28 protein-coding genes are annotated in these 26,669 nt (G+C 63.7%); 15 read left to right on the top strand and 13 right to left on the bottom strand.

Going from position 1 to position 26,669, the window contains the following annotated elements; translation table 11 throughout:
• The first annotated feature begins 101 nt into the window (after nucleotides 1-101).
• Nucleotides 102-1,088, top strand: a complete 987-nt coding sequence (locus ACFQL3_RS07055) for a transcription initiation factor IIB (protein ID WP_377052702.1) — start codon at nucleotides 102-104, stop codon at nucleotides 1,086-1,088.
• A 72-nt stretch (nucleotides 1,089-1,160) separates the two neighbouring features.
• Complete coding sequence (locus tag ACFQL3_RS07050; protein ID WP_377052700.1) at nucleotides 1,161-1,631, top strand: NUDIX hydrolase; 471 nt, start codon at nucleotides 1,161-1,163, stop codon at nucleotides 1,629-1,631.
• On the opposite strand, the gene ACFQL3_RS07045 is transcribed toward ACFQL3_RS07050, so the two are convergent.
• Nucleotides 1,628-2,740 carry a phosphotransferase family protein gene (locus ACFQL3_RS07045; RefSeq protein WP_377052698.1) on the bottom strand — a complete coding sequence of 371 codons (1,113 nt, stop codon included), beginning with the start codon at nucleotides 2,738-2,740 and terminating at the stop codon, nucleotides 1,628-1,630. The two genes, ACFQL3_RS07050 and ACFQL3_RS07045, sit on opposite strands and share 4 nt — an antisense overlap.
• An 88-nt stretch (nucleotides 2,741-2,828) precedes the next feature.
• Here ACFQL3_RS07045 and ACFQL3_RS07040 point away from each other — a divergent pair, with 88 nt between their 5' ends.
• Nucleotides 2,829-3,368: a GNAT family N-acetyltransferase gene (locus ACFQL3_RS07040; RefSeq protein ID WP_377052696.1), complete on the top strand. Its 540-nt coding sequence runs from the start codon at nucleotides 2,829-2,831 to the stop codon at nucleotides 3,366-3,368.
• Nucleotides 3,369-3,412: 44 nt separating this feature from the next.
• Nucleotides 3,413-4,633, top strand: a complete 1,221-nt coding sequence (locus ACFQL3_RS07035; protein ID WP_377052694.1) for an acyl-CoA dehydrogenase family protein — start codon at nucleotides 3,413-3,415, stop codon at nucleotides 4,631-4,633.
• A gap of 6 nt (nucleotides 4,634-4,639) precedes the next feature.
• Here the strand turns inward: ACFQL3_RS07035 and ACFQL3_RS07030 are convergent, their stop codons facing one another.
• From ACFQL3_RS07030 to ACFQL3_RS07015, 4 genes are all read right to left on the bottom strand, one after another.
• Nucleotides 4,640-5,137, bottom strand: coding sequence for a small multi-drug export protein (locus ACFQL3_RS07030; RefSeq protein WP_377052692.1), 498 nt, complete (start codon nucleotides 5,135-5,137; stop codon nucleotides 4,640-4,642).
• 21 nt (nucleotides 5,138-5,158) lie between these two features.
• Nucleotides 5,159-6,268, bottom strand: a complete 1,110-nt coding sequence (locus ACFQL3_RS07025) for an asparagine synthase C-terminal domain-containing protein (RefSeq protein ID WP_377052690.1) — start codon at nucleotides 6,266-6,268, stop codon at nucleotides 5,159-5,161.
• A gap of 2 nt (nucleotides 6,269-6,270) precedes the next feature.
• Entirely contained in the window at nucleotides 6,271-6,954 is a 684-nt protein-coding gene (locus tag ACFQL3_RS07020; RefSeq protein ID WP_377052688.1) for a PHP domain-containing protein, read from the bottom strand.
• Between the two features lie 78 nt (nucleotides 6,955-7,032).
• On the bottom strand, nucleotides 7,033-7,638 hold the full coding sequence (locus tag ACFQL3_RS07015; protein ID WP_377052686.1) for a DUF420 domain-containing protein: 606 nt from the start codon (nucleotides 7,636-7,638) through the stop codon (nucleotides 7,033-7,035).
• A gap of 85 nt (nucleotides 7,639-7,723) precedes the next feature.
• Here ACFQL3_RS07015 and ACFQL3_RS07010 point away from each other — a divergent pair, with 85 nt between their 5' ends.
• Genes ACFQL3_RS07010 through ACFQL3_RS07000 form a run of 3 tightly spaced genes read left to right on the top strand, consistent with a single transcriptional unit; the run spans nucleotide 7,724 to nucleotide 10,178 of the window.
• Nucleotides 7,724-8,140 carry a cobalamin B12-binding domain-containing protein gene (locus ACFQL3_RS07010; RefSeq protein WP_377052684.1) on the top strand — a complete coding sequence of 139 codons (417 nt, stop codon included), beginning with the start codon at nucleotides 7,724-7,726 and terminating at the stop codon, nucleotides 8,138-8,140.
• Nucleotides 8,137-9,189 (top strand): methylmalonyl Co-A mutase-associated GTPase MeaB, encoded by a 1,053-nt coding sequence (meaB, locus tag ACFQL3_RS07005; protein WP_377052682.1) that lies wholly within the window; start codon nucleotides 8,137-8,139, stop codon nucleotides 9,187-9,189. The genes ACFQL3_RS07010 and meaB overlap by 4 nt, the downstream gene beginning before the upstream one ends.
• 50 nt (nucleotides 9,190-9,239) lie before the next feature.
• Nucleotides 9,240-10,178 carry an alpha/beta fold hydrolase gene (locus tag ACFQL3_RS07000; RefSeq protein ID WP_377052680.1) on the top strand — a complete coding sequence of 313 codons (939 nt, stop codon included), beginning with the start codon at nucleotides 9,240-9,242 and terminating at the stop codon, nucleotides 10,176-10,178.
• Here the strand turns inward: ACFQL3_RS07000 and ACFQL3_RS06995 are convergent.
• Nucleotides 10,155-10,550, bottom strand: coding sequence for a Zn-ribbon domain-containing OB-fold protein (locus tag ACFQL3_RS06995; RefSeq protein ID WP_377052678.1), 396 nt, complete (start codon nucleotides 10,548-10,550; stop codon nucleotides 10,155-10,157). The genes ACFQL3_RS07000 and ACFQL3_RS06995 overlap by 24 nt on opposite strands.
• On the bottom strand, nucleotides 10,547-11,713 hold the full coding sequence (locus ACFQL3_RS06990; RefSeq protein WP_377052676.1) for a thiolase domain-containing protein: 1,167 nt from the start codon (nucleotides 11,711-11,713) through the stop codon (nucleotides 10,547-10,549). The genes ACFQL3_RS06995 and ACFQL3_RS06990 overlap by 4 nt, the downstream gene beginning before the upstream one ends.
• 88 nt (nucleotides 11,714-11,801) lie before the next feature.
• Here ACFQL3_RS06990 and ACFQL3_RS06985 point away from each other — a divergent pair, with 88 nt between their 5' ends.
• From ACFQL3_RS06985 to ACFQL3_RS06970, 4 genes are all read left to right on the top strand, one after another.
• On the top strand, nucleotides 11,802-12,206 hold the full coding sequence (locus tag ACFQL3_RS06985; protein ID WP_377052674.1) for a DUF7541 family protein: 405 nt from the start codon (nucleotides 11,802-11,804) through the stop codon (nucleotides 12,204-12,206).
• Nucleotides 12,207-12,278: 72 nt separating this feature from the next.
• Nucleotides 12,279-12,524, top strand: coding sequence for a DUF6684 family protein (locus ACFQL3_RS06980; RefSeq protein WP_377052672.1), 246 nt, complete (start codon nucleotides 12,279-12,281; stop codon nucleotides 12,522-12,524).
• 121 nt (nucleotides 12,525-12,645) lie between these two features.
• Nucleotides 12,646-14,493 (top strand): cbb3-type cytochrome c oxidase subunit I, encoded by a 1,848-nt coding sequence (locus ACFQL3_RS06975; protein WP_377057046.1) that lies wholly within the window; start codon nucleotides 12,646-12,648, stop codon nucleotides 14,491-14,493.
• Between the two features lie 223 nt (nucleotides 14,494-14,716).
• Nucleotides 14,717-15,004: a DUF7520 family protein gene (locus ACFQL3_RS06970; protein WP_377052670.1), complete on the top strand. Its 288-nt coding sequence runs from the start codon at nucleotides 14,717-14,719 to the stop codon at nucleotides 15,002-15,004.
• Between the two features lie 28 nt (nucleotides 15,005-15,032).
• Here ACFQL3_RS06970 and acs read toward each other — a convergent pair whose 3' ends face one another.
• The 4 genes from acs to ACFQL3_RS06950 form a co-directional block, all read right to left on the bottom strand.
• Complete coding sequence (acs, locus tag ACFQL3_RS06965) at nucleotides 15,033-17,003, bottom strand: acetate--CoA ligase (RefSeq protein ID WP_377052668.1); 1,971 nt, start codon at nucleotides 17,001-17,003, stop codon at nucleotides 15,033-15,035.
• Between the two features lie 61 nt (nucleotides 17,004-17,064).
• Nucleotides 17,065-18,765 (bottom strand): acyl-CoA mutase large subunit family protein, encoded by a 1,701-nt coding sequence (locus ACFQL3_RS06960; protein ID WP_377052666.1) that lies wholly within the window; start codon nucleotides 18,763-18,765, stop codon nucleotides 17,065-17,067.
• A gap of 75 nt (nucleotides 18,766-18,840) precedes the next feature.
• The gene (locus ACFQL3_RS06955; RefSeq protein ID WP_377052664.1) at nucleotides 18,841-19,053 is read right to left on the bottom strand and encodes a hypothetical protein; all 213 of its coding nucleotides are present in this window, start codon (nucleotides 19,051-19,053) and stop codon (nucleotides 18,841-18,843) included.
• 30 nt (nucleotides 19,054-19,083) lie between these two features.
• Nucleotides 19,084-19,626, bottom strand: a complete 543-nt coding sequence (locus ACFQL3_RS06950; protein WP_377052662.1) for a tRNA (cytidine(56)-2'-O)-methyltransferase — start codon at nucleotides 19,624-19,626, stop codon at nucleotides 19,084-19,086.
• Nucleotides 19,627-20,023: 397 nt separating this feature from the next.
• Here ACFQL3_RS06950 and ACFQL3_RS06945 point away from each other — a divergent pair, with 397 nt between their 5' ends.
• From ACFQL3_RS06945 to ACFQL3_RS06930, 4 genes are all read left to right on the top strand, one after another.
• Nucleotides 20,024-20,509, top strand: a complete 486-nt coding sequence (locus ACFQL3_RS06945; protein ID WP_377052660.1) for an Lrp/AsnC family transcriptional regulator — start codon at nucleotides 20,024-20,026, stop codon at nucleotides 20,507-20,509.
• Entirely contained in the window at nucleotides 20,506-21,642 is a 1,137-nt protein-coding gene (locus ACFQL3_RS06940) for a pyridoxal phosphate-dependent aminotransferase (RefSeq protein WP_377052658.1), read from the top strand. Before ACFQL3_RS06945 ends, ACFQL3_RS06940 begins: the two co-directional genes overlap by 4 nt.
• Nucleotides 21,643-21,700: 58 nt before the next feature.
• Entirely contained in the window at nucleotides 21,701-22,489 is a 789-nt protein-coding gene (locus ACFQL3_RS06935; protein ID WP_377052656.1) for an SDR family oxidoreductase, read from the top strand.
• A 171-nt stretch (nucleotides 22,490-22,660) separates the two neighbouring features.
• A complete protein-coding gene (locus tag ACFQL3_RS06930) occupies nucleotides 22,661-23,602 on the top strand; it encodes a thiamine-phosphate synthase family protein (protein ID WP_377052654.1) in 942 nt (313 codons plus the stop codon).
• 59 nt (nucleotides 23,603-23,661) lie between these two features.
• On the opposite strand, the gene ACFQL3_RS06925 is transcribed toward ACFQL3_RS06930, so the two are convergent.
• Both ACFQL3_RS06925 and purL read right to left on the bottom strand, forming a co-directional pair.
• Nucleotides 23,662-24,234, bottom strand: coding sequence for a response regulator (locus ACFQL3_RS06925; protein WP_377052652.1), 573 nt, complete (start codon nucleotides 24,232-24,234; stop codon nucleotides 23,662-23,664).
• Nucleotides 24,235-24,346: 112 nt separating this feature from the next.
• Entirely contained in the window at nucleotides 24,347-26,521 is a 2,175-nt protein-coding gene (gene purL / locus ACFQL3_RS06920) for a phosphoribosylformylglycinamidine synthase subunit PurL (RefSeq protein WP_377052650.1), read from the bottom strand.
• Between the last annotated feature and the right edge of the window lie 148 nt (nucleotides 26,522-26,669).

Here is a 26,669-nt window from a genome sequence, read left to right as displayed (position 1 = left end):
GCGCAGGTGGGGGCCATACCGCGGTAGTTTTAAGTTGCTCGCAGTGCAACAAATGATTGCAATACGACGTTCTCCGTCTGCAGTCCCCAACCCTAAGAGCAATGACTGATACAACGATTCGCGATCACTCGAATACGCGCGAGCACGCGCGTAGACAGAAGAAAGAACAATCCCAGTCGGAAAACGAGGAGCAACTGGAGTGTCCGGAATGCGATGGACAGCTGGTCTCCGACGAGGAACGTGGCGAGACGGTCTGTCTCGGTTGCGGTCTCGTTGTCGACGAGGACGAGATCGACCGAGGTCCCGAGTGGCGTGCGTTCGACTCCAAAGAGAAGGACAAGAAATCACGCGTCGGCGCACCCACCACGAAAATGATGCACGACGATGGTCTCTCTACGAACATCGGCTGGCAGAACAAGGACGCGTACGGGCGGTCGCTGTCTTCACGCCAGCGCGAGAAGATGCAACGGCTGCGTACCTGGAACGAGCGGTTCCGCACCCGCGACGCAAAAGAGCGTAACCTCAAACAGGCGCTCGGCGAGATCGACCGGATGGCTTCCGCGCTGGGACTCCCGAAAAACGTCCGCGAGACCGCCAGCGTCATCTACCGCCGCGCACTCGACGAGGACCTCCTCCCGGGCCGTTCCATCGAGGGCGTCTCGACGGCCTCGCTGTACGCTGCTGCCAGACAGGCTGGCACCCCACGGAGCCTGGACGAGATCAACACCGTGAGTCGCGTCGATCGCTCCGAGGTCGCCCGGACCTACCGGTACATCGTCCGGGAACTCAATCTCGAAATTCAGCCTGCCGACCCCGAGCAGTACGTCCCCCGATTCGCGTCGGATCTCGAGCTCTCCGACGAGTCCGAGCGTCGCGCTCGCGGCCTACTCAAGAACGCCAAGCAGGAAGGCATCCACAGCGGTAAGAGCCCAGTCGGCCTCGCCGCCGCCGCGGTATACGCCGCCTCGCTGTTGACCAACGAGAAGGTCACACAGAACACCGTCAGCGAGGTAGCGAACATCAGCGAAGTGACCATCCGGAACCGCTACCACGAGCTGCTGGAAGCCGACGGTCACACTGCTGACTGATCCGTTTCGTCTTCGGCGCTCGTTTTCTACCGAAAGCGACGGCTACAAATCGACCCTCACCAAGCGGACGGTATGGAGACCACTCGACACTTTGTAGCGACCGTCCTCGTGGTCAACGACGGCGCGACGGCACTACACGAACACGAGAAACTCGGGATGTGGCTGCCGCCCGGCGGTCATATCGACCGTGACGAACTACCGCACGAGGCCGGACTCAGAGAGGTCCACGAGGAGACCGGACTGGACGTTGATCTGGTCGCCGACGCCGACGGGACGGCCTCCGACTCCGCTCGGCCCCTTCCAGAGCCCGAACAGTTCAAACTCGAGGATATCGACCGGATCGACGGCGACGTCGCCCACCAGCACATCGACTTCGTCTACTACGCCCACACCGACAACAGAGAGCTATCGCCGTCCGATGGCGAGGCCCCGGCTAGTGCGTGGGAGTGGTTCACGAAAGGCGAGTTGCGAGAACGACGCGACGAACTCGAAGCCGACGTCGTGGCGGCCGGCATCGACGCCATCGAGACAGTAGAGTCCTAGAGGGAGACGTCGCCCGACCCCTTTGCCATCTCTAGAGTCCGCTTTGCCAGCCGCGGCACGCCGTCGCGCATCTTCGGGTAGAGCGAGTCGGCCGCGTTGCCCTCCAGATGCCGGCGGAAGAACATCTCGCCGAGCGCGGCCATCTTGTACGCCGCGAGCACCCGATAGAAGCGCAGGTTCTCGGCCTCGATACCGCTCTCGCGCTCGTAGCGCTCGATCAGTTCCTCCCGCGACAGATAGCCCGGTTTGGCGGTGAACGTCGGCATTAGCTCCGGAATCGGTGGGTCCGGGTCGTCCGGTTCCTGCCAGAACAGGAGCAAGAGGCCGAGATCAGTGTGTGGATCGCCCAGCGTCGAGAGTTCCCAGTCGAAGACGGCGGTGAGATCCGGCGGCGTCCCCGGCGCGAACATGAGGTTGTCCAGCTTGAAATCGCCGTGGACGAGCATGTGGGGATGCCCCTCGGGCGCGTGCTCGGTGAGCCAGGACATCAGTTCGTACACTTCCGGCACCTCGCGCTCCTCGCCGGTGACGTCGAAGGCCCACGTGAACTGCTCGGACCAGCGCCGGACCTGCCGCTCGGTGAACCCCTCGGGGTAGCCGAAGTCGTCGAGGCCGACGGCGGCCGGGTCGACCGAGTGAATCGCCGCGAGCGTGTCGATTACCTCCTCGCTCAGGCGCTCGCGGGCAGTCTCGGACTGGAACCGTTCCGGTTCGTCCGTCCGCAACACGTCGCCGTGCTGGCGCTCCATCAGGTAGAACTCCGCCCCGAGAACGCTCTCGTCTTCACAGGCGAGTACGGTCGTCGGGACAGGCACTGGCGTCTCCTGCAGGGCGTCCATCACCAGATACTCCCGGGTGACCTCGTGGGCAGTCTCCGCGGTCTCGCCCGCTGGCGGGCGTCGCAACACGAACTCCCGGTCGCCCCATTCCACGAACAGCGTCTCGTTGGAGTGGCCCTGATCGTGCCGGGTCACCGTGAACTCCTCCGCCGAACCGAGTTCGTCGGTGAGATAGTCGGATAGCGATCCCTCGTCGACGAGTCTGTCGAGATACTCCTCGCTCACGTCGAACCACCCTCCACGAGTTGTCCGTTCATATACGTCGTTCATAGTCGACCGTTATCAAATAGCTTGGGACGGAGCAGTGATGCGATAAATTTGGAGAAAGCATTTAGGTGGAGTTCGATATGTCGTACCCATGCCAGGATCACGCATCGCGACAGACGGCGACGTGACGCTCAGGTCGCTCGAAGCGGAAGATCTGTCCTTTCTCCAGCGCTCGTTTACTAATCCCGAGATCAGGTATCCGATCGGGAACCCACTGAAGACTCGCACGGAACTGAAAGAGCGCCACGAGGACGGCGAAACTCCCGAGTTTCTCGTCTGTCTCGACGACGCGGGACCGGGGACACCCGAGGACGAGGTAGAGCGCATCGGCGCTGTCTCCGTCGACGACGTCGACTGGCGACGACCCGAGTTGGGCTACTGGCTCAAATCCGAGGTCCACGGTCAGGGCTACGGGAAAGCCGCGGTCAGTCTCGTCATCGACTACGTCTTCCGAATGCACGACCACCCGGCCATCGGCGCAGGTGTCTACGAGTTCAACGAGGCGTCGCGCGGACTGCTCGAATCGCTCGGCTTCGAGGAGGAAGGCCGGACTCGTCGTGACCGGTTCATCGACGGCGAGTACATCGATACCGTCCAGTACGTGCTGTTCCGCGAAGCGTGGCGCGAGTGAACTCCCAGGAACACGTTTTTCACGTCTTACAATAATGAACAAATATGAATTTCACATACGACGACCCGGAGCGCGGACGAGCGGTCGCCGAACGCACCCGCGACTTTGTCGACGAGGTCGTCCTGCCGGTCGAACGCGAGTATCTCGGGCGGGGACCGGTCCCGGGCAATGAGATAGACCGACTCCGCGACGCGGCGCGGGAGCGCGACCTCTATGCCCCGCAGGTGCCCGAGGAACACGGCGGCCTCGGACTGGACTTCCGCGAGATGCTGCCGGTGTTCGAGGAAGCGGGGCGGAGTCTGCTCGGCCCGGCGGCGCTACGGTGTAGCGCGCCCGACGAGGGGAATATCCACACCATCGAACTGGTGGGGACCGAGGCCCAGAAAGAGCGCTGGCTCGACCCACTCGTCGCTGGCGAGGCCCACTCCGGGTTCTCCATGACCGAACCGCCACAGGGCGGTGGATCGGACCCGAAGATGATCGCCACGACTGCCGAGAAAGACGGCGACGAATGGGTGATCGACGGCCACAAATGGTGGACCACCGGCGGCAGCGAGTCGGACGTATTGCTCGTGATGGCCCGAACCGATCAGGATTCCCACCCGTACCAGGGTACCTCGATGTTTCTCGTGCCGACGGACGCCGAGGGCGTCGAAATCGTCCGTGACGTGCCGCATCTCGGCCCCGATCTCGTGGAGATGGGCCACGCCGAGATCAAGTATCACGACGTCCGCGTCCCCGAGGAAAGCCTGCTCGGTGCGGAAAACGCCGGCTTCGCCATCGCACAGCAACGGCTTGGCCCCGCCCGACTGACCCATTGCATGCGCTTTTTGGGGATGGCCGACCGTGCGCTCGACGTGGCGACGGCCTACGCCAGCGAACGGGAAGCCTTCGGAGAGCCTCTCGCCGAGAAGCAGGCGATTCGGTTCGACGTCGCCGAGCACCGGATCCAGTTACACGCCGCCCGGACGATGGTGCGCCACGCCGCCGAGCAGATCCGGCAGGGCGAAGACGCCCGAATCGAGGTGGCGATGTGCAAGACGTTCGCCGCGAACGCCACCCAGCAGGCCGTCGACTCGGCGCTCCAGTACTGCGGCGGCACCGGCATCAGCCGGGACCTTCCCCTCGCGGACTTCTACGAGAGCGTCCGGCAGTTCCGCATCATCGACGGCGCGGACGAGGTCCACAAACGCTCCATCGCCCGCGAAGCCTTCGAGGACCCGCCGATGGAGGAGCTAGAGCGGATTACGCGGTTCGGGGAGTAAATCACGTCACCCGACGAGTCCCAGCAGACGCTCGATGCCGTACCACGACGCGGCGGCGAGCACAGTCGACCAGAGGACGAGACTCCCCGTCATCCAGCCGAGCACCCGACGACGCGAGGAGCCGAAGGCGAGTCCCAACACGGCGGCGAGATGTACGCCCGTCGTCACCGGCGCGGCGAGTGCGACGCCCGGCAGGCCGTATCCCTTCCAGATCCGGCGGGCGCGGCGGACGGTGCTGGAGTCGGTATCGGCTGTCGGATCGCCGTAGCGCCGCCGGACGAAGCGCAGGCTCCAGTCGGAGGCGACGACGACGGCGTAGACAGTCGTGAGGTTGCCGGTCGCCGCGGCGACGCCGACCAGCAGTGGGTCGAGACCGACTGCGATAGCGAACGGGATAACGACGAGTACCTCGACGACGGGGACCGCCGCGAAGACGAACACCAGCAGGTACGCAAGGGGGCCCTCGACCGCTTCGATGGCTTCGATTCCGATGCGGAGGTCCATGGGGAGAGTGACCGCAGACGGTCAGTCGTCGACCCGCGAGCGAATGTACTCGCTCACGTGGTCGTCCATCCGGCGTTTGAAGCCGGCCTGTCTGGCGAGTCGGTCGAGTTCGCGCCCGACGAGACTGCCGTACTGGACGGCCTTCTTCTCGCGAAAGGCGATACTGTCGGGGACGAACTCCCGTGCCGCGAGCCGAAACGCTCGTTTGCGCTCGCCGCGGTCGTCGACGAGCGAGTCGGCGGGGAGTCGAAGCGCGGTCTCGACGACGCCGTCGTAGAGTAGCGGGGCGACCGGTTCGACGCCCGCCGCGCGGAGCGCGAGAACATCACGTTCTAGCTGATCGGGCAGGGTGGCGATCATCTCACGCTGTGCGCCGCGGACGGTGTCGGCGTCGACGCGGGGGTCCTCGGGCGCACGGGCGACTTTCGCGTAGCCGCCGAACAGTTCGTCCGCTCCCTGGCCGACCGCGAGATAGTCGTAGCCGTCCTCGCGAACGCGCTGGGCGACGAGATACAGCGGCAGCGCGATCTGGACCGCCATCGCGCTCGGGCGACCGATCGCCCGTGCGACTTCTGGCACCGCCCGTTCGACGTCTTCGGGGGTGAACGCCACCTCGCGGAGTTCCGCTCCCATCGCGTCGGCCGCCGTCGCCGCCGCCTCGCGGTCGTGACTCCCCGCGAAGCCGCCGACGTACAGCGGGGCGTCGAACCCCGCGGCGACGACCGAGGAATCGACGCCGCCCGAAAAGGCGACCGCGACGGCGTCGGCCTCGTCGGGACGCGTTGCCGCGATGCCGTCCCGGACGGCGTCGACGAGTTCGCGCACAGCGCCGCGTTCGCGCTCGAAGGGGGCGGGATCCGGCAGCGACCAGCGCCGCTGAGGCTCCTCGCACTCGTGTTGTACGTGACCGGCGGGAAATGAAAGAGGCTCGTCGAGGTCGTTCGGATCGGTCGCCCACGTCGGGTCGGCGGGCCACTCTCTGGCGTCATCGCCCTCGACGAACAGCGGGTACCGGCCGAGGACGTCCCGGACGAGCATCTCGTCGACGTGTCCGGCAAAGCCCGCAGTGCCCGGCAGCGGATCGCCTGTCTCGACCGCCCGGCGGACGGCGTTGGGATCGGCCCCCTGCACCGTCAGAACAGCTCCTGAATCCGGTTCTTGACGCGTCGTTTCGCGCCGCCGGCGGCCTGCCGGAGGCTAATCCGCCACGGCGTTCGTTTCCCCGCGACCTCCGTATGCCCTGCCGTGATCGCGTCCAGAATGGCGTCGACCGAGCGTTCCTCGGCGTCGATCCGCGTCACCGCCTGTCCGACCATCTCGCTGATGTGGGCATCACTGCCCGCCGTCATCGGCATATCGTACTCCGTCGCGAACGTCCGGGCCTGTCGGTTACCGCGGCCAGTCAGCAGTCGAGAGTTGTAAACCTCGATGGCGTCTGCGGTCCCGAGCGCTTCGGGCGTGATGTTCGCCATCACGCCGCTACGTGATTCCTGATACGGATGCGGGACGACAGCAATCCCGCCCAGATCGTGGATCCGGTCGAGCGTCTCGCCGAACGAGAGCCCGGGTGGAACGGCCTCCTCGATACCGATCCCAAGCACGTGGCCAGCCTGGCTGGTGATCTCGATCCCCGGAATCCCGACAAGTCCGTACTCCGGTGCCTTGTCGACGGCTTCCAGACTGGCGTCTATCTCGTCGTGGTCGGTGACCGCTATCGCGTCCAGGCCGACCGCTTCGGCCTGTTCGAGAAGCAGATCGACTGGGTCACGACCGTCGTATGACAGCGCCGAATGGGTGTGTAGCTCGACCGACAGCACGCTCCCGTGTTTAGAGCGTACCGACAAAAGCGACTCGATACGGGTCACCGCGGCCGGTAAACCGACCTAACCGATCTGTTAGAACAGCGCCACGAGTGCTGGCTCGAACGTGTTTCCGTACGTGTGATTGAGAATGACGTAGGTCACGACGCCGAGGACGAGACTCAGGATCCACGAGGCGGCGGCGATCCGGCCGACTTGAGCGTGGCGTGTCTCGCGGAGTTCGCCCGGCGTGTGAGACAGTCCGAGCAGGAGGGCGTAGACGACGACCGGGATCGCCAGGCCCGACAGGAGGATGTGGATCGCGAGCATCGCGAAATAGCTGTAACTGACCAGTTCCGGGGCGCTGTCGGCGATGGCTTTCTGCCCGCCACCGCCGACCTTCGGGAGATACAGCACGAGGAAGACGAGGATCAGCGTAAACGCCGAAGCCATCGCCTTGCGGTGTTTGTCGACCTCGCCGTTGCGGATCCAGTACCACCCGGCGACGAGACAGACCGTCGCCAGCGCGTTCACGGCCGCGATAGCATGGCCCAGCAGGTCGACGCCGGACTCGGTGATGTTCGGGTAGGGGAACCAGCCACCGAACGTTCCAATCACCAGCAGGTAGCCGACCGCCGTCAGGAGAACCGTCCACTCGGTGACCCGACCTTTGATCGGACGGGCAGGTGTCGCTGTCGCCATAGCGGGCGATTAGGCGTGGTCCGGTATTTTCCTGTCGCTTCCAAGGAGATCAAAGTATAAACGAGTCGCTAGCAAACGATCATGTATGAGCGCCGATGGACAGCAGCGGACGATCCGGTGTCTCGTGGCGAAGGTCGGTCTCGACGGTCACGACCGGGGTGCACACGTGATCGCCCGCGCCTTCCGCGATGCCGGGTTCGAGGTGATCTACTCCGGCCTGCACAAAGCGCCCGAAGAGATCGTGCAGGCCGCAGTGCAGGAAGACGTCGACGTACTGGGGATATCGATCCTCTCGGGGGCACACAACACGCTCGTCCCGAAAGTCGTCGACGGCCTGAAAGAGTACGATGCGTTCGAGGATACCCTGTTGCTCGTCGGGGGGGTGATCCCGGACGACGACAAGGCGGCGCTAAAAGAGAAGGGCGTCGCCGAAGTGTTCGGGCCGGGCACGGAACTGGAGGAGACGATCGAGTTCGTCAGGGAGAACGTGCCCGAGCGATGAGCGGCAAGCAGCAAACGCTGATCGAAGGACTACTGGCGGGCGAGTACCGCGCGCTCGCCAGAGCCATCACGGTAATCGAGAACCGGGAGGATGGGTATCGGGAACTGGTCGCCGCGCTCCACGGCTACACCGGGAACGCCGACGTGATCGGGATTACGGGAAGCCCTGGCTCCGGGAAGTCGACGCTCGTTGACAAGCTCGCACTCGCCTACCGGGAGCGCGACGAGCAGGTCGGCATCATCGCTGTCGACCCCTCGTCGCCGTACACGGGCGGGGCCGTCCTCGGCGACCGGATCCGAATGGCCTCGAACGTCGGCGACATGGACGTCTTCGTCCGCTCGATGAGCGCCCGGGGGAGCCTTGGCGGCCTCTCGACGGCGACCGCGGACGCCGTCAAGGCGTTCGACGCCTTCGGAATGGACAGGATCATCATCGAGACCGTCGGCGCCGGACAGAACGAGATCGATATCGTCCGCGCGGCCGACACCGTTGCCGTCCTCGTCCCGCCGGGGAGCGGCGACACCGTTCAGACGCTCAAGGCCGGGATCCTCGAGATTGCGGACGTGTTCGTGGTCAACAAGGCCGATCTGGAGGGCGCGGATCGAACGGTCATGGAACTCCGGGAGATGGTCGGCCTGGGGGACGACGTGAACCCGATCATCGACGGTGGGGCGAAACACGGCCACGGGACGGGGACGGAGAGCACAGAAAGCGACGCACAGGAGGCGGACTGGACGCCGCCGATCGTCGAGACGGTCGCGACGCGGGGCGACGGCGTCGACGAACTCATGGAGGAGTTCGCTGCCCACGGATCGTATCTCGACGAGTCGGGCCGGCGCACAGAGCGCGAACGCACCCGGTCCGCAGAGGAACTCCGCCAACTCCTGCGGAGCGATCTCAACGGGATGGTCGAAGACGAGATCGAACACCAGGGTGGGATCGACGCGCTCGTCGAGTCGATGATCGACGGCGACCGCGACCCCTACACGCTGTCCGACGAGATACTCACCCCCATCGAGGAGTGTCTCGCAGAGCAACGCGACGGGTAACTGGTCAATTCAGCGAGCTTTATAAGTCCCCTCCGGACGAATGGGTGTGTATGAAGCTCCGAACACTGCTCGCGGGTACGGTCGGTGCGCTTGGAACCGCCGCTGTGGCGAACACCGTCCTCGCTCGACGTGCCGAGGAACTCCCCCCAGCGATCGAGGGTGACCAGAAGGAGTACCGATGGCGCGGGATGGACGTTGCCTACACGGAGCGTGGGGACCCGTCGGATCCGGATCTCCTCATGCTCCACGGCGTCGGCGCCGCGGGGTCGAGTTACGAGTTCGCCGAGGTGATCGACGAGTTCGCCGAGGATCATCACGTGATCGTTCCCGACCTCCCAGGGTTCGGTCGATCGGATCGACCGCCGCTGATCTACTCCCCGACGCTGTACGAGGGCTTTGTCGCCGACTTCATCAGTGACGTCACAGACCAGCCCACCGTGGTCGCGTCCTCGTTGACCGGCGCATACACCGCTGCGGCGGCCGAAGATGTCGACATCGAACGGCTCGTGCTCGTCTCGCCGACGGCCGAGACGATGCCCGGCCAGCGCACCTGGCTCCGATCACTGCTGCGGACGCCACTGATCGGTACGGCGATCAACAACCTCGTGACGAGCAAGCCGGGGATCCGCTACTTCAGCGCGGATCACGGCTACTACGACTCCAGCGAGATCACCGACGAACAGGTCGAGTATCAGTGGCAAACCGCACACCAACCGGGGGCGCGCTACGCACCCGCCTCCTTCATTAGTGGCTATCTCGACCCCGACCTCGACCTTGCCGATCAGCTAAAGGAGCTAGACATCCCGACGACGCTCGTCTGGGGCCGCGAGACGGAGACGACCCCGCTCTCGGAGGGGCGAGACCTCGCCGATCGCTCCGACGCGCGGCTGGTCGTCGTCGACTACGCCCGACTGCTACCCCACGCCGAGCACCCCGAAACGTTCGCGCAACTGCTCCGCGAGGAGCTATCGCTCCCGAAAAGCGAGTAGACGTTCGCCGTTCGTCTCGCTTCTCGCAATCTCTACCTCGACCGTCATACCGACAGAGACGTCCTCCGGATCGACGCCCTGTACCTGGCCAGTCAGTCTGACCGGGCCGAAGTCGGCGATTGCCAGCACGTAGGGCGCGTCGTCGGCAAACGCCGGTGCCGGGACCTCGGTGATATTGTAGGTGTCGACCCGTCCAGTCTCGGGCAGTGGCTCCTCGCGCAGTTGGTCGTCGCCACACTCCGGACAGAGTCGGCGTGGTGGAAGCGAGCCATGACCAGCCGAACATTCCAGATAGTAGCCCTCGCCGGATTCGATAGCGTCGAGAGCGTCGTCGTAGCCGCGGTCGCGCACGGTTTCCTCGGAATCACTCATTGTTGAACCTCCAGTACGTGAACGAGTGCACTCGCAACGGTGCCACCCGCGTTGTGCGTGACGCCGGTCGTCGCGTCGGGGACGGCGTCGCTATTGATGTGATCTCCCCGGAGGAGTTTGACTACTTCCGCGATCTGGGCGACGCCGGTCGCGCCGACGGGATGACCCTTCGCCTTGAGTCCCCCGGAGAGGTTGACGGGGACCGACCCGTCGATAGTGGTCTCGCCGCGGCGTGCCGCCCCGATTCCCTCCCCGGGTTCGTAGAGCCCAAGCGATTCGATGGCGAGCACTTCCGCGATCGTAAAGCAGTCGTGGACCTCGGCGACATCGATCCGGTCGACATCGATGTCGGCGTCCGCGTAGGCCTCCGCGGCGGCGTCGTCCGCGGCGGGGGAGGTCGCGAGATGTGCGCGGTCGTGTAGCGCGAGGCGGTCGCCGCCCTGTCCAGTCCCGGTGATCGCAACCTCGGCATCGAGGTCGTGTTCGGCGGCGTAGGACTCGCTCACGATGACGGCCGCGCTCGCACCGTCGCTGATCGGACAGGAGTCGTACAGTCCGAGCGGTGCCGAAACCATCGGAGCATCGAGCACGTCCTCGACCGAGATGGCTTGCTGGTACTGTGCTTTCTCGTTCTCGACGGCGTTTGCATGGTTTTTGACGGCGATATACGCGAGGTCCTCGCGCGACCCGCCGAACTCCTCGAAGTACGCCCGCGCCATCAGCGCGTACGCGCCGGGGAACGTCATCCCATGGCCGACCTCCCAGAGGTCGTCGGCGGCGATTGCCAGCGCGTCCGTCGCAGCCGCCGTGCCGAGGTTCGTCATGCGCTCCGCCCCGCCGATCAGAAGCACGTCCGCTTCGCCGTTCCGGACATCGTAGACGGCCTGCCGGACGGCCGCCCCGCTCGACGCACACGCCGATTCGTAGCGCGTCGCTGGTGCCTGTACCCCGGCGGCTTCGGCCATCATCGGACCCTGATGGCCCTGATGCTCCGCGAGTTCGCCCATAAAGTTACCGTAGTAGACGGCCTCTACGTCGCTATGATCGACTCCGGCATCAGAGATAGCTGTCGCCGCCGCTTCGCCGAAGAGATCACGGCCGGTCCGTTCGGGTGCTCTACCGAACTCGGTGACACCCACTCCAGCAACACGTGGCCCGTTCATACAATACCTAGATCACGAACTGCATATATTACCTTGGGTGCCCATCATATACCGGTGGGTTCTATACTCTCCAGCCAAAGTTATCTCTATGAATGAGGAACCCGGACTGTCCGATCAGTACCGGAAATCGAGCCCGTGGCCGATGCTGATCGCCCTCGGAATCGTGTTCTCGGAGGTCGGAATCGTGCTCGCACTGTTCCCCGTCGCGGTCGGTGGCCTGGTACTGTTGCTCGGGAGCATCGGCGGCATCCTGCGCGAGACGGAGTACGTCTCTAGCCCGTGGCCTGTATTCTTTGGGCTCTCCGTCGTACTCGTCGCCGTCGGGATGAGTCTGTTCAGTTTTGCTGGAGGGACGATCAGCCAGAGCCTGACTATCTCGGCTGCAGACAGTTCGATCGCGCTTCGCGGGCTATCGATAGCCGCCGCGGGTCTCGTCGGGGCGGTGCTCGCGCCGATCCTCCGTTCACGACTTCGGACGCAACCGAGCGTCTAAGCGTGACGCGTCGGCGACAGCGGACACGCTGAAGGGGAATCTATTTCTGCTCGCATACACTACCGAAGCCCAATGTCACGAGAGATCTTCGACCGGGATACGCTTTTGGACCTCACGGTCAATTTCATCCCGCTGGGTATTCTGGCCCTGTTCGTCGCAATGTACGTCATCCTGAACCCCTGGGGATGGGACTCGCTGTACAGCACGCTTCAGTTCGGAATGATCGCGTTCTGGTTCGGACTACTGGCGGTGCTGACCTACCTCTCGGCGAAGGCAATCGAAACCGACGAGGAACGGTTCGGCGGCGAGGAACACTAGCTTCCTCTCCGTATTCTTTCACTAACCGGCCCGAAACTAAGCCAAAATAACGAACCTTTCTTTACTCCTCAATACAGAGGGTGTCTATATGGTAAACGGACAAGTAGCTTTGACGGCGTTCATGGGGCTTTTCCTCGTCGCCGTCGTCGCATGGCTCACGCGCCTCGAAAGCTGGCGTACGTACTCGCCAGTCGGTGGCACGGGCTATGGCGACGACACCGAGACGACGCACTCTGAAAAGCCAAGTGGCGTTATCCGATGGCTCACGACTGTCGATCACAAGGATATCGGAATGCTCTACGGGGCCTACGCGATCATCGCGTTCGCGTGGGGCGGACTCGCTGTGATCGTCATGCGCGTGGAACTCACCTACCCTGGAACGTCGATCATCCAGGCGGACACCTACAACGCCCTGTTGACGTCCCATGGCATCACGATGCTGTTCCTGTTCGGGACGCCGATCATCGCGGCCTTCGCGAACTATCTCTTGCCACTGATGATCGGCGCGGACGACATGGCGTTCCCACGGATCAACGCCATCGCGTTCTGGTTGCTCCCGCCCGCGGCACTGCTGGTCTGGTCCGGGCTGATTCTCGGGCCGGTCATCGACGGCATCGCTGGCGCGCAGACGTCCTGGACGATGTACCCGCCGCTCTCGACTGACTCGACTATCGCCGGCACCCCATCCGGGGGCGGGCCGCTCAACCCCGGCGCGGACCTGATGATGCTCGGCTTACACCTCTCAGGTGTCTCGGCAACGATGGGAGCGATCAACTTCATCGCGACTATCTTCACCGAGCGTGGCGACGACGTGGGCTGGCACAATCTGGATATCTTCTCGTGGACGATGCTCACCCAGTCCGGCCTGATCCTCTTTGCCTTCCCGCTGCTCGGTAGCGCGCTCCTCATGCTGCTGGCCGATCGGAACCTCGACACGCTGTTCTTCGATCCAGCTGGCGGTGGCCCGATCCTCTGGCAACATCTGTTCTGGTTCTTCGGCCACCCCGAAGTGTACATACTGGTGTTACCACCGATGGGAATCATTAGCTACGTCCTCCCCCGCTTTGCGGGCAGGAAGCTGTTTGGCTTCAAGTTCGTCGTCTACTCGACGCTCGCAATCGGCGTCCTCTCGTTTGGTGTCTGGGCGCACCACATGTTCGCCTCCGGGATGGATCCCCGGCTGGAATCGGCGTTCATGGCGGTGACGTTATCGATTGCGATACCGAGCGCAGTGAAGACGTTCAACTGGATTACGACCCTCTGGAACGGCTCTATCCGGCTGAACACGCCGATGCTGTTCTGTCTCGGCTTCATCTTTAACTTCATTATCGGCGGCGTCACCGGGGTCTTCCTCGGTGCGGTACCGGTTAATCAGGTGCTCCACGAGACCTACTACGTCGTCGGACACTTCCACTTCATCGTGATGGGGGTGATCGGCTTCGCCGTCTTCGCAGGGCTGTACTACTGGTTCCCGCTGTACACCGGGCGGATGTACCAGCAACGCCTCGGCAAGTGGCACTTCTGGCTCTCGATGATCGGGACGAACGTCACGTTCTTCGCGATGATCTTCCTCGGCTACGGCGGAATGCCGCGCCGGTACGCGAACTATGAGGTGACCCTCGGTCCGCAGGCACTGTTCACTGATCTGCATCAGTTAGCCACGGTCGGGGCGTTCATCCTGCTGATCGGACAGATGATCTTCGTCTACAACTTCGTCATCTCCTGGCTGGAGGGACCGAAGGTCCGCGACGGCGACCCGTGGAACCTCGACGAACACGGCATGAAGACCCGCGAATGGGACTGGTTCAAGGACAACAAGATTCTGCCGATGACCGACGGCGGTGAAGACGAGCAGTCCTCGTCGGAACTGCGTTCGGACGGCGGAGCGGTCGACGGCGAAGAGGCGCCGGGCGAACTACAGACCGACGCCGACGCTGCGGACGCGAGCGACGACGCTTCGAGCGAATAGCTGACCGCTGTTTTTGTCGAATATCGTGGATTCGGGAACTACGTCAGAGCGTGATAGAGAGCCGACGGCGCGACGAGCTAGCTCAGTGCGATAACGAAGCCGGTAGAGAACATGAGCAGGGCGACCGCGGTCAGTATCAGCCCGAGCAGTTCTTGTTGAGTCATACCGTTGTTTGGCGGGGCAAGTGGAAAAACCTAATCGTTTGCCACCCCAATGAGTACTCGTGACAGATAGCGAAACGTCGTTCGAGGGCGTCGACGCGACAGCAGATCTCAACGGACAGCAAGTCGTCATCCGTCTCTACTTCATCCTCATCGGTATCGCCGCGTTCATGGGTGTTGTCCTGTCGGTGGTCCTCTCGGACGAGCTCGAGACGGTCGCGCTCTACGGGTTCATCGAGATGCCGCCGAACGCGCTCGGACTTGGTCTGTACGGCGCGATAACGATCGCTACTCTGCTCGGGATCCCGCTGTTCGCGATCCGGTACTACGGCCTCGGCGAGAACAACTGAGTCGAAAAAACGGAGTCAGGGAAGCCGGCTAGTCGCTGCTGACCTGCGCCTGGATGTCCTCGACGATTTCGGGGTTTCTGAGCGTCGACGTGTTGCCCAGTTCCTCCTCGTTGGCGATGTCTTCGAGCAGACGGCGCATGATCTTCCCGGAGCGGGTCTTCGGTAGCTCAGGCGTGAAGATGACTTCCTCCGGCCGTGCGAACGGACCAATGGCCTTCTCGACGTTGTCGATCACCTTCTCGCGAAGCTCCTCGCCGCCCTCGGCGTCGTCCTCGGTGATGACGTAGGCATACACCGCCTCCCCTTTGACCTCGTGTGAGCCGCCGACGACCGCCGCCTCCGCGACGCCCGGTACGCCGACGATGGCGCTCTCTATCTCCATCGTACCGAGGCGGTGCCCGGAGACGTTGATGACGTCGTCGACGCGACCGAGGACGGTGATGTAGCCGTCCTCGTCGATCTTCGCGCCGTCCTCGGGGAAGTAGACCCATTCGTCGGCGTCCTCGTCGGAGTAGTCCCGCCAGTACTCGTCGAGGAACCGCTGGTCGTTGTCGTAGAGGGTGCGCAACATGCCGGGCCAGGGGTTGCGGATGGTCAGATAGCCCGCATCACCCGGACTGACCTGTTCGCCGGCCGTATCGACGATTTCGGTGTCGATGCCGGGCAGTGCCGGGCCGGCGGACCCGGGTTTCATGTTGCCAATACCCGGCAGTGTCGTGATCATCATTCCGCCGGTCTCGGTCTGCCACCAAGTGTCGACGATTGGACAGGACTCGTCACCGATGTGTTTGTAGTACCACTTCCAGGCGCGGGGGTTGATTGGCTCTCCGACTGTCCCGAGCAGACGAAGACTAGAGAGGTCCCGGCTCGCGGGGTACTCCTCGCCCCATTTCATGAACGAGCGGATCGCCGTGGGCGCGGTGTAGAAGATGTCCACGGCGTACTTCTCGACGAGTTCCCAGAGGCGGTCCTTGTCGGGGTAATCTGGCGTCCCCTCGTACATCACAGTCGTCGTGCCGAGAGCGAGCGGCCCGTAGACGATGTAGGAGTGGCCCGTGATCCAGCCGATGTCGGCCGCACACCAGTAGCTATCCTCTGGCTTGATGTCCAGTACCGAGTGGGACGTCCACGCCGCATAGGAGAGGTAGCCGCCGGTCGTGTGTTTGACGCCTTTGGGCTGGCCCGTCGTGCCCGAGGTGTACATGAGAAAGAGCATATCCTCGGCGTCGCGGGAGACCGGTTCGACGCGCTCGCCGTCGTGGGCCGCGACCAGTTCGTCGTAGTCGTGGGACTGCTCGCCGAGGAAGTGGTTGAGTTCGTCGCCGAGTCGGTCGACAACGACCGTCTCGACGTCTTCGTCGACGCTCCGGAGGCCTTTGTCGGCTTTCTCCTTGTGGTTCAGGGCGTCGCCACGGCGGTAGTAGCCGTCACAGGTGACCAGATACTCGGAGTCCGCGGAGTTCATCCGCGTGGCGAGGGCGTCAGCCGAGAACCCGGCGAAGACGACAGAATGGGGTGCTCCGATCCGCGCGCAGGCGAGCATCGCGATCGGTAGCTCCGGGATCATCGGCATATACAGTGTGACGACGTCGTCCTCCTCGACGCCGAGGTCGCGGAGTCCCGCGGCGAACTCGTTTACCTCGCGGTAGAGGTCCTGATAGGTGTAGGTCCGGGTCTCGCCGAGTTCGCCCTCCCACTTGATCGCGGCGTGGTTCTTGCGGCCGGACTCGACGTGTCGGTCGATACAGTTGTACGCGGCGTTGAGTTCGCCGTCGACGAACCACTCGTAGAACGGGGCGTCGTCGTCGACGAGCACGTCGTCGTACTCGGTATCCCAATCGAGCAGGTCAGCGGCCCGCTCCCAACTTTCTGGCTCCTCGAACTCGTCGTATATCTCCGGGTCGGAGACGTTGGCCTGTTCAACGAACTCCTCCGGTGGTTCGAACTCTTCCTGTTCTGCCAGCCGCGCCTCCAACTCCACATCGGGCTCATCTGTCATATTTCATCATGATATGCACCGTGCTTCGGAATAAACATTCCCCCGAGAACTGCCGGCCAGATCACGTCGGTGCTAGCTGTTCGGTGTAGGAGCCGTACTCGTTCTCGAAGACGGTCATGATCTCGCCCATCGTCGCATACGCTTTGACCGCCGCGAGGATCGCCGGCATCGTGTTCTCGCCCGCCTCGACGGCCTCACGAAGGTCGGTGAGTGCGGATTCGACGGCCTCATCATCGCGTTCCTCGCGGACGTTCGTAAGTCGGTCGCGCTGGCGCTCCTGAACGTCCTCGTCGACCGAGAGTATCTCCGGTTCGGTCTCCTCTTCGATCTGGTAGGCATTGACGCCGACGACCACCTCTTCTTCGCGTTCGACCCGTTCCTGGTACTCGTAGGCGGCGTCCTGTATCTCGCGATGGAAGTAGCCCCGGTCGATCCCCCGGAGGACACCGGCGCGCATCGACCCGTCGCCCATCTCCCGGATCTCCTCCAGATACGCTATCGTCTCTGCTTCGACCTCGTCGGTCAGCGTCTCGACGGCGTAGCTTCCGCCGAGCGGGTCGACGATGTCCGCGACGCCGGACTCCTCGGCGATAACTTGCTGGGTCCGGAGCGCAACCCGGACGGCGTCCTCGCTGGGCAGTGCTAGCGCCTCGTCGTAGCTGTTGGTGTGGAGGCTCTGTGTGCCGCCCATCACGCCCGCGAGCGCCTGAATCGTCACCCGGACGACGTTGTTCAGGGGTTGCTGGGCTGTCAGTGACTGCCCGGCGGTCTGGGTATGGAACTTGAGCTGTTTCGCCCCGTCCGAGTCGGCGTCGTACCACTCGTCCATCAGTCGTGCGTAGATGCGACGCGACGCGCGGAACTTCGCGACTTCCTCGAAAAAGGAGTTGTGACAGTTGAAAAAAAAGGAAAGCTGTGGCCCGAACTCGTCGACGTCGAGGCCACGATCCAGCGCGTCCTCTACGTAGGCGAAGCCGTTGGCGAGAGTGAAGGCGAGTTCCTGCACGGCGGTCGACCCAGCCTCGCGGATGTGATAGCCAGAGATGGAGATAGGCTTGAACTTCGGCGTCTCGTCGACTGCGAACTCGAGCACGTCCGTGACGAGGTCTAGCGATGGTTCCGGCGGGATCACCCACTCCTTCTGCGCGATGAACTCCTTGAGCATGTCGTTCTGGAGGGTGCCCCGAACCTGCTCGCGCGGTACGCCGCGCCGGTCTGCCAGTGCGACGTACATCGCGTAGATCACTGGCGCGGAGGGATTGATCGTGAAACTCGTCGAGACGTCGGCGAGATCGATCCCCTCGAACAGGATTTCCATGTCCCGCAGGGTGTCGACCGCGACGCCTTCCTTGCCGACTTCGCCATCAGTGAGCGGGTCGTCGGAATCCTTGCCCATCAGCGTCGGCATGTCGAAAGCCGTCGAGAGCCCAGTCTGGCCCTCGTCGGTCAGGTAGTGAAACCGCTCGTTCGTCTCCTCGGCGGTGCCGAAACCCGCGAACTGTCGCATCGTCCATGTCCGCCCACGGTACATCGTCGGATAGACGCCGCGGGTGAACGGCTCCTGCCCGGGAAAGCCCAGATCGGCCTCGTAGTCGAGGTCTGCAACGTCGTCGGGCGTGTACAGTCGATCGACCTCGTGGTTCGAGACGGTGGCGAAGCGCTCCTTGCGTTCGCCGTACTGCTCCAGTACGGGATCGAGTCGTTCTTCCTCCCACTCCTCGCGGGACTCTCGGATCGACGCCAGATCCTCCTCGTCGTACATAGCTACCTATTGTCGTGGTGAATGATTAATAATTCGGGTTACCGGGGGTCGAGCGTTCGGGCAACAGTAGCCGAGTTACAGATACGCGAAAACGAGCAGGGCCGCACCGATTGCCGCGACTATCACCGAGGCGAAGCGGGTCAGACGATACTGCGTCTCCGACTCGATATCGTCGGTGGGGCCGACTGGATACCGGTTCTGGGCTTCCATCATACCCTCCGGCGAGGAGTAGCCTGAAAGACCCATCAGGAGCAGTACGACCCCAACGATGGCGAGAGCGAGTGACATAGCGGATGTGGGGTGCCGGGCTAGAAAAAACTACTCTTCGTCGTCCGGGACGACCTTCTTTCCGGTCGCCATCGGCACGACGTGCTGGTCTGCGTCCTCCCACTCGCGGTCGAGTTCGCGCCCCTCGAACAGGCGGTCGAGGAAGACGGCCAGCCCCGCAACCTCGGAGTGGGGTTGGTTCGTCACGCCGACGTTCCAGTCGGCCGCCTCGTAGACGTCGAAAGAGACTTTCTCCGCGCCGACGACGACCAGTATCGGCTCGCCCGATTCGTGGGACTCCCTGATCTCCGCTTCGACGTCCTGAACGCGCTCGCCGTACATCGTCAGGTGGACGACGACCCCCTCCCAGTTCCGCAGGACGCCTTTGGGACTCTCCGTAACCTCTACCTCGAAGGGGCCGCCGAAGCGCTCGGTGATGTCCTCGACGGTCTCTGCCGGACCGGACGCGCCGTCGAGGAGTACCCGGTCGGCACCCAGCGCGCGCGCGGTCAGCCCGACGTGTGTCGTCATCCGGTTGTCTCGGCCGGGGCGGTGGCCGAGTCGGAGGACGGTGACTTCGGATTCGTTGTGCATGTCCGATCCGTAGCACGACGCGTGTTAGGGCGTTTCGCTTCCCAGTCGAACTATGCCGGACGACAGACACGTTTTCACTCAACGAGGATCGAGAGTTATTCAGAGCAAGTAGATACGAGAAACTTTACACGAATTTTAAATAACGTGCTAACTATCTCTGGGTAAACCGCATGAAATCGAAGATCGATGCGATTGAGCGATGTGCGTACTGCAGAAGCTACGTCCCGGTTACCCCGATCAAGATCGGGTCGGAGCAGAACGGCAGTATCAGCGCCAGAGTATCCATCTGCGACGCCTGCCAGTCGGGAGGCCGGTGACGGGCAGGGTCGCGGTACCACACCACATGTCATGAGGGTGCGGAGAAACCCTTTTGTTCCCGCCACGGCCTGGTTATGGCATGAGCAAGCGCGAGCTGCTGGAGCTCCTTCTGGAGAACGCACGGTACTCCACCGAGGACCTGGCGCGGATGACCGACCTCGACGAGACCGAGGTCATCTCGACGATCGAATCGCTCGAAGACGAAGGTATCATCAGAGGGTATCAGGCAGTCGTCGACTGGAACGAGGTCGACGAAGAACGCGTCCGCGCGTCGGTCGAGTTGAACGTCAAACTCGACCGGGAGACTAGCTACAACGATATCTCCGAGCGGCTGGCGCGGTTTCCGGAGGTCAAGACGCTCAGGCTCGTCAGTGGCGACTACGACTTCGAGATGGTCGTCGAGGGCGAGTCGATGCAGGAAGTCTCGAAGTTCATCAGCGACAAGGTCGCACCCGTCCCCGAGATCACTCAGACGGTAACCCACTACGTCATGGATACCTACAAGGACCGTGGCATCCGAATGAGTGAGGACGACGACGACGACAGGCTGTCGATCTCTCCATGAAGATCAGCGAGCGCGTCCGGAAGGTCCCACCGTCGGGGATCCGGCGGTTCTTCGAGCTAGCCGAGGAGATGGACGACGTAATCTCCCTGGGTGTGGGCGAACCGGACTTCTCCGCACCGTGGGGCGCTCGTGAGGCTGCTATCGCCTCGCTCGAACGCGGAAAGACGTCCTACACGGCGAATCGCGGGAAACGAGAGCTCCGTGAGGGAATCGCCGAGCACGTCGACGAGCGATACGGGCTGACGTACGATCCGGACGATGAGATCATCGTTACCACCGGTGTCAGCGAGGGGGTCGACGTGGCGCTCCGGGCGCTCGTGGATCCCGGCGATACCGTCGCCGTTCCCGATCCGTCGTACGTCTCCTACGGGCCGGGAATCACCTTCGCGGGGGCCGATCCGCTGCCGGTCAAGACCAGCGATCACGGATTCAAGCTCACCGTCGAGGAGCTACAACGCGCCGGCGCACAGCACGCCGACGCGATGTTGTTCTGTTACCCGAACAACCCGACCGGCGCGATCATGACCGAATCCGAGCTAGAGCCGATTGCGGAGTTTGCCCGTGAACACGATCTAACGGTGCTGAGCGACGAGATCTACGCAGATCTCACCTACGGCCGCGAGCATACCTCGATCGCCACGCTGCCAGGGATGCGCGAGCGAACCATCGTGTTTAACGGCTTCTCGAAGGCCTACGCGATGACCGGACTGCGCCTTGGCTACGCGATGGGGCCGGCGAAAGCCATCGAGGCGATGAACCGCATCCACCAGTACGCGATGCTGTCGGCCCCGACGACCGCCCAGAACGCCGCCCTGGAAGCGCTGGAAAACTGTGATGACGACGTCCGGGAGATGGTCACCCAGTACAACCGTCGTCGAAACTTCGTCCTCTCGCGGTTCGAGGAGATTGGTATCGACTGCTTCGAGGCTGAGGGGGCGTTTTACGTCTTCCCAGAAGTGCCTGGCGGCGACGCGGAGGCGTTCGCCGAAGGACTGCTCGAAGAGCAGCAAGTCGCCGCAGTCCCGGGTGATGTCTTCGGCGAGGACGGCGAAGGACATCTCCGGGTCTCCTACGCGACCGGCCTCGACGACCTGAAAGAGGCGATGCGACGGATCGAGAGCTATATTGACTGAGAGCACGCTTTCGTCTCCGGACGAAGCTTTTAACGCTCCGCTCGTGCCCACTTTCCCTATGGACCTGGCAATCGACGGGAATGCAGCGCTCGTCACAGCATCGAGCAGCGGCCTCGGCAAGGCATCGGCGACGGCGCTCGCGGAGAACGGCGCGAACGTCGTCGTGAACGGTCGCGACGAAGAGCGTCTCGAAGCGGCGGCAGAGGAGATCCGTGAGAGCGCGACGGGCGAGGTCGTCGCCGTTCAGGCCGACCTCACGAAGAAAGACGACATCGAGCGACTCGTCGAGCGCACCGTCGAGGAGTTCGGCGGCATCGATCACCTCGTGACGAGCGCCGGCGGGCCGCCGAGCGGCCCCTTCCTCGACACGACCGACGAGGACTGGTACGAGGCGTTCGACCTGCTGGTGATGAGCGTCGTCCGACTCGTCCGCGAGAGCGAGCCATATCTCCGTGAGGGCGAGGGCACCATCGTAAACATCACCTCCCGGAGCGTCAAGGAGGCCATCGACCAGCTAGTGCTCTCGAACGCCGTCCGGATGAGCGTCATCGGGCTGGAAAAGACGCTCTCGAAGGAACTCGCGCCGGACGTGCGCGCCAACGCCGTCCTCCCCGGCGCTCACGAGACGGCCCGCGTCGAGGAGCTAATCGAGCAGTCCATAGAGCGCGGCGAGTTCGACAGCTACGAGGAGGGGTTAGCGGACTGGAGCGAGGGGAACCCGATGGAGCGGATCGGTGAGCCCCGCGAACTCGGCGACACGGTCGCGTTTCTAAGCTCTCCGCGGTCGAGTTACATCAACGGCGTGGCGGTGCCCATCGACGGCGGCGCCGGGGCGTCGAACCTCTGAGCGAACAGGCGACGAAGACGGATCGTGCGGTGGGACGTCGCACAACGGCAGCCACCGCACGTCGACAGTCAGATCATGCCGGCCCTCGCCGCGGCATTGTTGATAAATGGACGGCCAGTTACTCCACGAATCGACGAGTCACTTATATACGATCCCGCGCAATCGGCTGGTATGTCGCTGGTCCTCCCGGGGGAGATCGTCGTCGAGCGGTTCATGCCGACGGCCCGCGTGTTGCTCGCGAGCGAACTCGACGAGCGAGGGTTCACCCAGCAGGAAATCGCAAATCGGCTTGGGGTCACGCAGGCCGCGATCAGCAACCTCGTCAACGAAAACGTCGCCATCGAGCCGCGATTTAGCGAGGACGAACGGATGATCGCAACGGTCGAGCGGATCGCCGAGGGGTTCGACTCCGGCGAGATGGACGAGGTGGACGCCCTCGCGGAACTGCTGGCGCTGATCCGCGAGTTCGAGGATAGAGGGCCGATCTGTGCCATCCACGAGGAACTGATGCCGGAACTGGAGGGGTTGGGCTGTGATCTCTGCGTCCGCGGAACGGATTCACAGGTCCTCGCAGAGCGGGACGTGCTCCGGTCCGTCCGTCGGGCCGCACGCCTGCTGACCGGCACCGATGCCGTCACCGAGTACGTCCCGAACGTGGGGACGAACATCGGAATGGCACTGCCGGAGGCCGAGGGGCCGACCGACCTGGCGGCGATTCCGGGCCGGATCTACCGGATCCGCGGGACGGTCGAGCGCGCGGCAAACCCCGAGTTCGGCGCGTCAGAACACGTTGCAGGGACGGTCCTCGTCGCGAAAGAGGCGGATGACGACCTCAGGGCAGCGCTCAACCTCGCAACGAGCGATGCGTTGCTCGATGCCGCCCGGGACGCCGGAATCGACCCGCTGGAGTTCGACGCGGGCTACGAGGGGCGTGAAGAGCATCTCCGAGAACGACTCGCCGAACGGGAGTCGGTCCCGCTGGTTCTCTACCATCGCGGCGAGTTCGGTATCGAGCCAGTGACCTACGTGCTGGGCGAGACTGCGGTCGATGCCGCGGAGTTGGCAATCGATCTCGTCGAGAGCGCAATGGACGGGCGTGACCGCGAGTCGTGAGTACAAGAGTATTGTAAAGTATCAGAGCGAGGTGGGGGCTCTCGACGGCGCCCTCTCTGTTACCGGGCGATGTCCTGACAGGCCCGGTCGTAGGCGTCCCGGTCCGACAGTTTGGCCATCGTGTCGTCGATATCCGAGCGGAGAACAGCCAGTCGGTCCTCGAGTCGAACGTACTCCTCGCTCGCCCGGAGTTCGTAGTCCGGCTTTTGTTTGTCGAGAATCGCTTTCTTCGATGCCAGCGCGTAGAACTCCTGTAACATGCCGTCGTACTCGCTTCGCAACAGCAGTTGCTCGACCATCGCACGCAGTTCGTCACTGGATGCCGGTTTCACGAGGTAATCGTCGAACCCCATCTCGATGATCTCGAAATCCGGTTCGACGGCGGTCACCATCGCGACGCGACAGTCGAGTTCACGGTCCCTGATCGTGTCGAGTACCCGGTCCCCCGAGAGCCCCGGCATCCGGCGGTCCAGAAGCACCACGTCGACGCGTTCGTCGATCGAATCGAGTGCCTGGCTCCCGTTGTAGGCGGTTCGAACCTCGTAGTCTTCCTGAAGCCAGGCCGTGTACAGGTCGGCGAGGTCCGGTTCGTCCTCGGCGATCAGCACCGTTGGATCAACCGTCTGAGCCATTAGTTACAACCTCTGTACCTGTCATTGATCTAACTTTCGCAGGGGAGTTACTTCAATATAACGGCTATGCGAGAGAGCAAATGTGGGGATTCGACGGAAGAGAGCGAGCCGTTCAGTCGAGTTCGCGCTCGATCACGTCGCGGCGCTCGGCGATGGTCTCGGCATCCGACCGGACCGTCTCGTCGCCGACATCGATAGTCAGTTCGCCGCCTGCAGTCCCGGTACCGAGCCGTTCGACCGGTGCGATGCCGTCGAACGCGTCCTCGACGGCCTCGGGGTCAGTCGTCGCCACGATCGCCCGGCCTGGCTGTTCGTGGAACAACTCGGCAAGGGGTGCTTCCCCCGGCAGGGAGACGTCGAGACCGGCAGTCTCTGTCACCATCTCGGCGAGCGAGACGGCGAGGCCGCCGTGGCTTACGTCGTGGACCGCGGTCGTCGAGTCCCGATCTGATACGTCCGCGAGCGTCTCGACGAGAACGGCAGGACGCTCCGGGAGGTCGGGGAAGGCGTCAGTTCCACCGAACTGTGCGAGATACTCGGAGCCACCGAGTCGGGGCGTCCCCTCCGCGATGCCGCGGTCGCCCACGAGCAACACCTCGGCGTCGGCGTCGGCCGCGAGCGGCGGGGCGTCGTAGCCCGCTTTCGTTCCGGTCATCGCGAGGGTCGGCGTCGGCGGAATCGGCCCCGTCGGCGAGTCGTTGTACAGCGAGACGTTCCCGCCGACGACCGGCACCGAAAGCTCCGAACACATGTCCGCGAGGCCGTCGACGATGCCTTTGAAGCCGCCATAGACCTCCGGCTTCTCGGGATTGCCGCCGTTCAGACAGTCGACCGCGGCGAGCGGTGTCGCGCCCTTGGCCGCGATATTCGTCGCGTTCTCCAGGGCGACTGCTCGGGCACCGTCGTACGGCGCTGTTTCGGTCCAGTTCGGCGCGGCCCCCGAGGAGAGCGCGAGGCCGGTCCCGACGCCGTCGTCGCCTTCCGTCTCGCGGATGGCGAGCACGGCGGCGTCGTCACCCGGGGGAACGCTCGTCCGGACGCCGACCTCGTGGTCGTACTGTCGGTAGACCCACCGTTTGCTCGCCGTACTCGGACTGCCGACGACGGCCTCGAAGGCGTCCTCGACCGCGACGTCCGGCAGATCACGCTCCGGCTGTTGCGGTTCGACGTGATCGAGGTCGTTCATCGGCGCGCCGTCGCCGAGGAACTCGGCGGGGGCGTCGACTGCCACCTCGTCCTCGAAGCGACAGACGTACCGGCCCGTGTCGGTCACGTCCCCGATCACCGAACAGCCAAGGTCGAACCGCTCGGCAACCTCGGCGACGCGGTCGACGTTTTCGGGCGTCACCTCGTAGCACATTCGCTCCTGGGATTCTGCGAGCAGGATCTCCAGGGCGTTCATGTTCGGTTCGCGCTGGTGGACGGCTTCGAGGTCGATATCCGCACCGAGGCCGCCTTTTGCGACGAGTTCGCTCGACGCGCCGCCGAGACCGGCCGCACCGAGGTCCCGTGCGGACTCGACGAGGTTGTCCTCGACCAGTTTCTCGTTGGCCTCGATCAGTAGCTTCTCGCTGTAGGGGTCGCCCACCTGGACTGCGGGGCGGTCCTCGGTTTCTGCGTCCTCGCTCAGATCCTCGCTGGCGAAGGAGGCCCCCCCGAGGCCATCCCGACCCGTGGCGTTGCCGAGAAGGACGAGTTTGTTGCCCGGTTCCTGGGCGACTGCGGTGATCAGTCGATCCTCGTTCGTCAGGCCGACGCAGGCCACGTTGACCAGTGGATTGCCCTCGTAGCGCTCGTGGAAGTCGACGCTCCCGCCCACCGTTGGGACGCCGATGCAGTTACCGTAGTGGCTGATCCCCTCGACGACGCCGTCGAGCAGGTACCGAGAGTGCTCGCGGTCGAAGTTGCCGAAGTACAGCGAATCGAGCAGGGCAATCGGATACGCACCCATCGAGAGCGTGTCCCGAACGATGCCGCCGACGCCCGTCGCCGCGCCGTCGAACGGGTCGACGTACGAGGGATGATTGTGGCTCTCGACACCCATCGTGATGTACGTCTCGCTGTTGCCGTCGCCCGACGGTTCGGGCAGGGCGACGACTGCGGCGTCATCGCCCGGGCCGATGACGACCTGATCGCTCTCGCTGTCGAAGGCGGAGAGTAACGGTCGTGACGAACGGTACGCACAGTGTTCGCTCCAGAGGTTCTCGAACAGCGCCGTCTCGGCCGGGGTCGGCTCCCGTCCCAACTCGTCGACGACGACCTCCCTGTCCGAATCGGAGAGACTCATTCATCCCCGTGTTGACTCAGGGCGGATAAATGGCTTTCCATGTGCACGAACGTGGGAGTCAGGCGGGTCGGCATCCGGGTCCAGACAGCGGCCGTTCGCCGGACGGAATCAAAGTTGGTATATCGGCCACTACAGTAAGGACAACCAG

This window comes from Natronoarchaeum sp. GCM10025321, assembly GCF_042663585.1.
GTDB lineage: Archaea > Halobacteriota > Halobacteria > Halobacteriales > Natronoarchaeaceae > Natranaeroarchaeum.
This window is presented reverse-complemented; position numbering and strand designations above follow the sequence as displayed.

Bases quoted from the DNA above. Each gene is read 5' to 3' on its own strand.
- ACFQL3_RS06960 (WP_377052666.1), bottom strand. From the start codon at position 18,765: ATGTACGACGAGGAGGATCTGGCGTCGATCCGAGAGTCCCGCGAGGAG.
- ACFQL3_RS07055 (WP_377052702.1), top strand. From the start codon at position 102: ATGACTGATACAACGATTCGCGATCACTCGAATACGCGCGAGCACGCG.
- ACFQL3_RS06930 (WP_377052654.1), top strand. From the start codon at position 22,661: ATGTCGCTGGTCCTCCCGGGGGAGATCGTCGTCGAGCGGTTCATGCCG.
- ACFQL3_RS07035 (WP_377052694.1), top strand. From the start codon at position 3,413: ATGAATTTCACATACGACGACCCGGAGCGCGGACGAGCGGTCGCCGAA.
- ACFQL3_RS06940 (WP_377052658.1), top strand. From the start codon at position 20,506: ATGAAGATCAGCGAGCGCGTCCGGAAGGTCCCACCGTCGGGGATCCGG.
- ACFQL3_RS07000 (WP_377052680.1), top strand. From the start codon at position 9,240: ATGAAGCTCCGAACACTGCTCGCGGGTACGGTCGGTGCGCTTGGAACC.
- ACFQL3_RS07045 (WP_377052698.1), bottom strand. From the start codon at position 2,740: ATGAACGACGTATATGAACGGACAACTCGTGGAGGGTGGTTCGACGTG.
- ACFQL3_RS06955 (WP_377052664.1), bottom strand. From the start codon at position 19,053: ATGTCACTCGCTCTCGCCATCGTTGGGGTCGTACTGCTCCTGATGGGT.
- ACFQL3_RS06925 (WP_377052652.1), bottom strand. From the start codon at position 24,234: ATGGCTCAGACGGTTGATCCAACGGTGCTGATCGCCGAGGACGAACCG.
- ACFQL3_RS06980 (WP_377052672.1), top strand. From the start codon at position 12,279: ATGTCACGAGAGATCTTCGACCGGGATACGCTTTTGGACCTCACGGTC.
- acs (WP_377052668.1), bottom strand. From the start codon at position 17,003: ATGACAGATGAGCCCGATGTGGAGTTGGAGGCGCGGCTGGCAGAACAG.
- ACFQL3_RS06945 (WP_377052660.1), top strand. From the start codon at position 20,024: ATGAGCAAGCGCGAGCTGCTGGAGCTCCTTCTGGAGAACGCACGGTAC.
- ACFQL3_RS06990 (WP_377052676.1), bottom strand. From the start codon at position 11,713: ATGAACGGGCCACGTGTTGCTGGAGTGGGTGTCACCGAGTTCGGTAGA.
- ACFQL3_RS07010 (WP_377052684.1), top strand. From the start codon at position 7,724: ATGAGCGCCGATGGACAGCAGCGGACGATCCGGTGTCTCGTGGCGAAG.
- meaB (WP_377052682.1), top strand. From the start codon at position 8,137: ATGAGCGGCAAGCAGCAAACGCTGATCGAAGGACTACTGGCGGGCGAG.
- ACFQL3_RS07040 (WP_377052696.1), top strand. From the start codon at position 2,829: ATGCCAGGATCACGCATCGCGACAGACGGCGACGTGACGCTCAGGTCG.
- ACFQL3_RS06985 (WP_377052674.1), top strand. From the start codon at position 11,802: ATGAATGAGGAACCCGGACTGTCCGATCAGTACCGGAAATCGAGCCCG.
- ACFQL3_RS07030 (WP_377052692.1), bottom strand. From the start codon at position 5,137: ATGGACCTCCGCATCGGAATCGAAGCCATCGAAGCGGTCGAGGGCCCC.
- ACFQL3_RS06975 (WP_377057046.1), top strand. From the start codon at position 12,646: ATGGGGCTTTTCCTCGTCGCCGTCGTCGCATGGCTCACGCGCCTCGAA.
- ACFQL3_RS06995 (WP_377052678.1), bottom strand. From the start codon at position 10,550: ATGAGTGATTCCGAGGAAACCGTGCGCGACCGCGGCTACGACGACGCT.
- ACFQL3_RS07015 (WP_377052686.1), bottom strand. From the start codon at position 7,638: ATGGCGACAGCGACACCTGCCCGTCCGATCAAAGGTCGGGTCACCGAG.
- purL (WP_377052650.1), bottom strand. From the start codon at position 26,521: ATGAGTCTCTCCGATTCGGACAGGGAGGTCGTCGTCGACGAGTTGGGA.
- ACFQL3_RS07050 (WP_377052700.1), top strand. From the start codon at position 1,161: ATGGAGACCACTCGACACTTTGTAGCGACCGTCCTCGTGGTCAACGAC.
- ACFQL3_RS06935 (WP_377052656.1), top strand. From the start codon at position 21,701: ATGGACCTGGCAATCGACGGGAATGCAGCGCTCGTCACAGCATCGAGC.
- ACFQL3_RS06950 (WP_377052662.1), bottom strand. From the start codon at position 19,626: ATGCACAACGAATCCGAAGTCACCGTCCTCCGACTCGGCCACCGCCCC.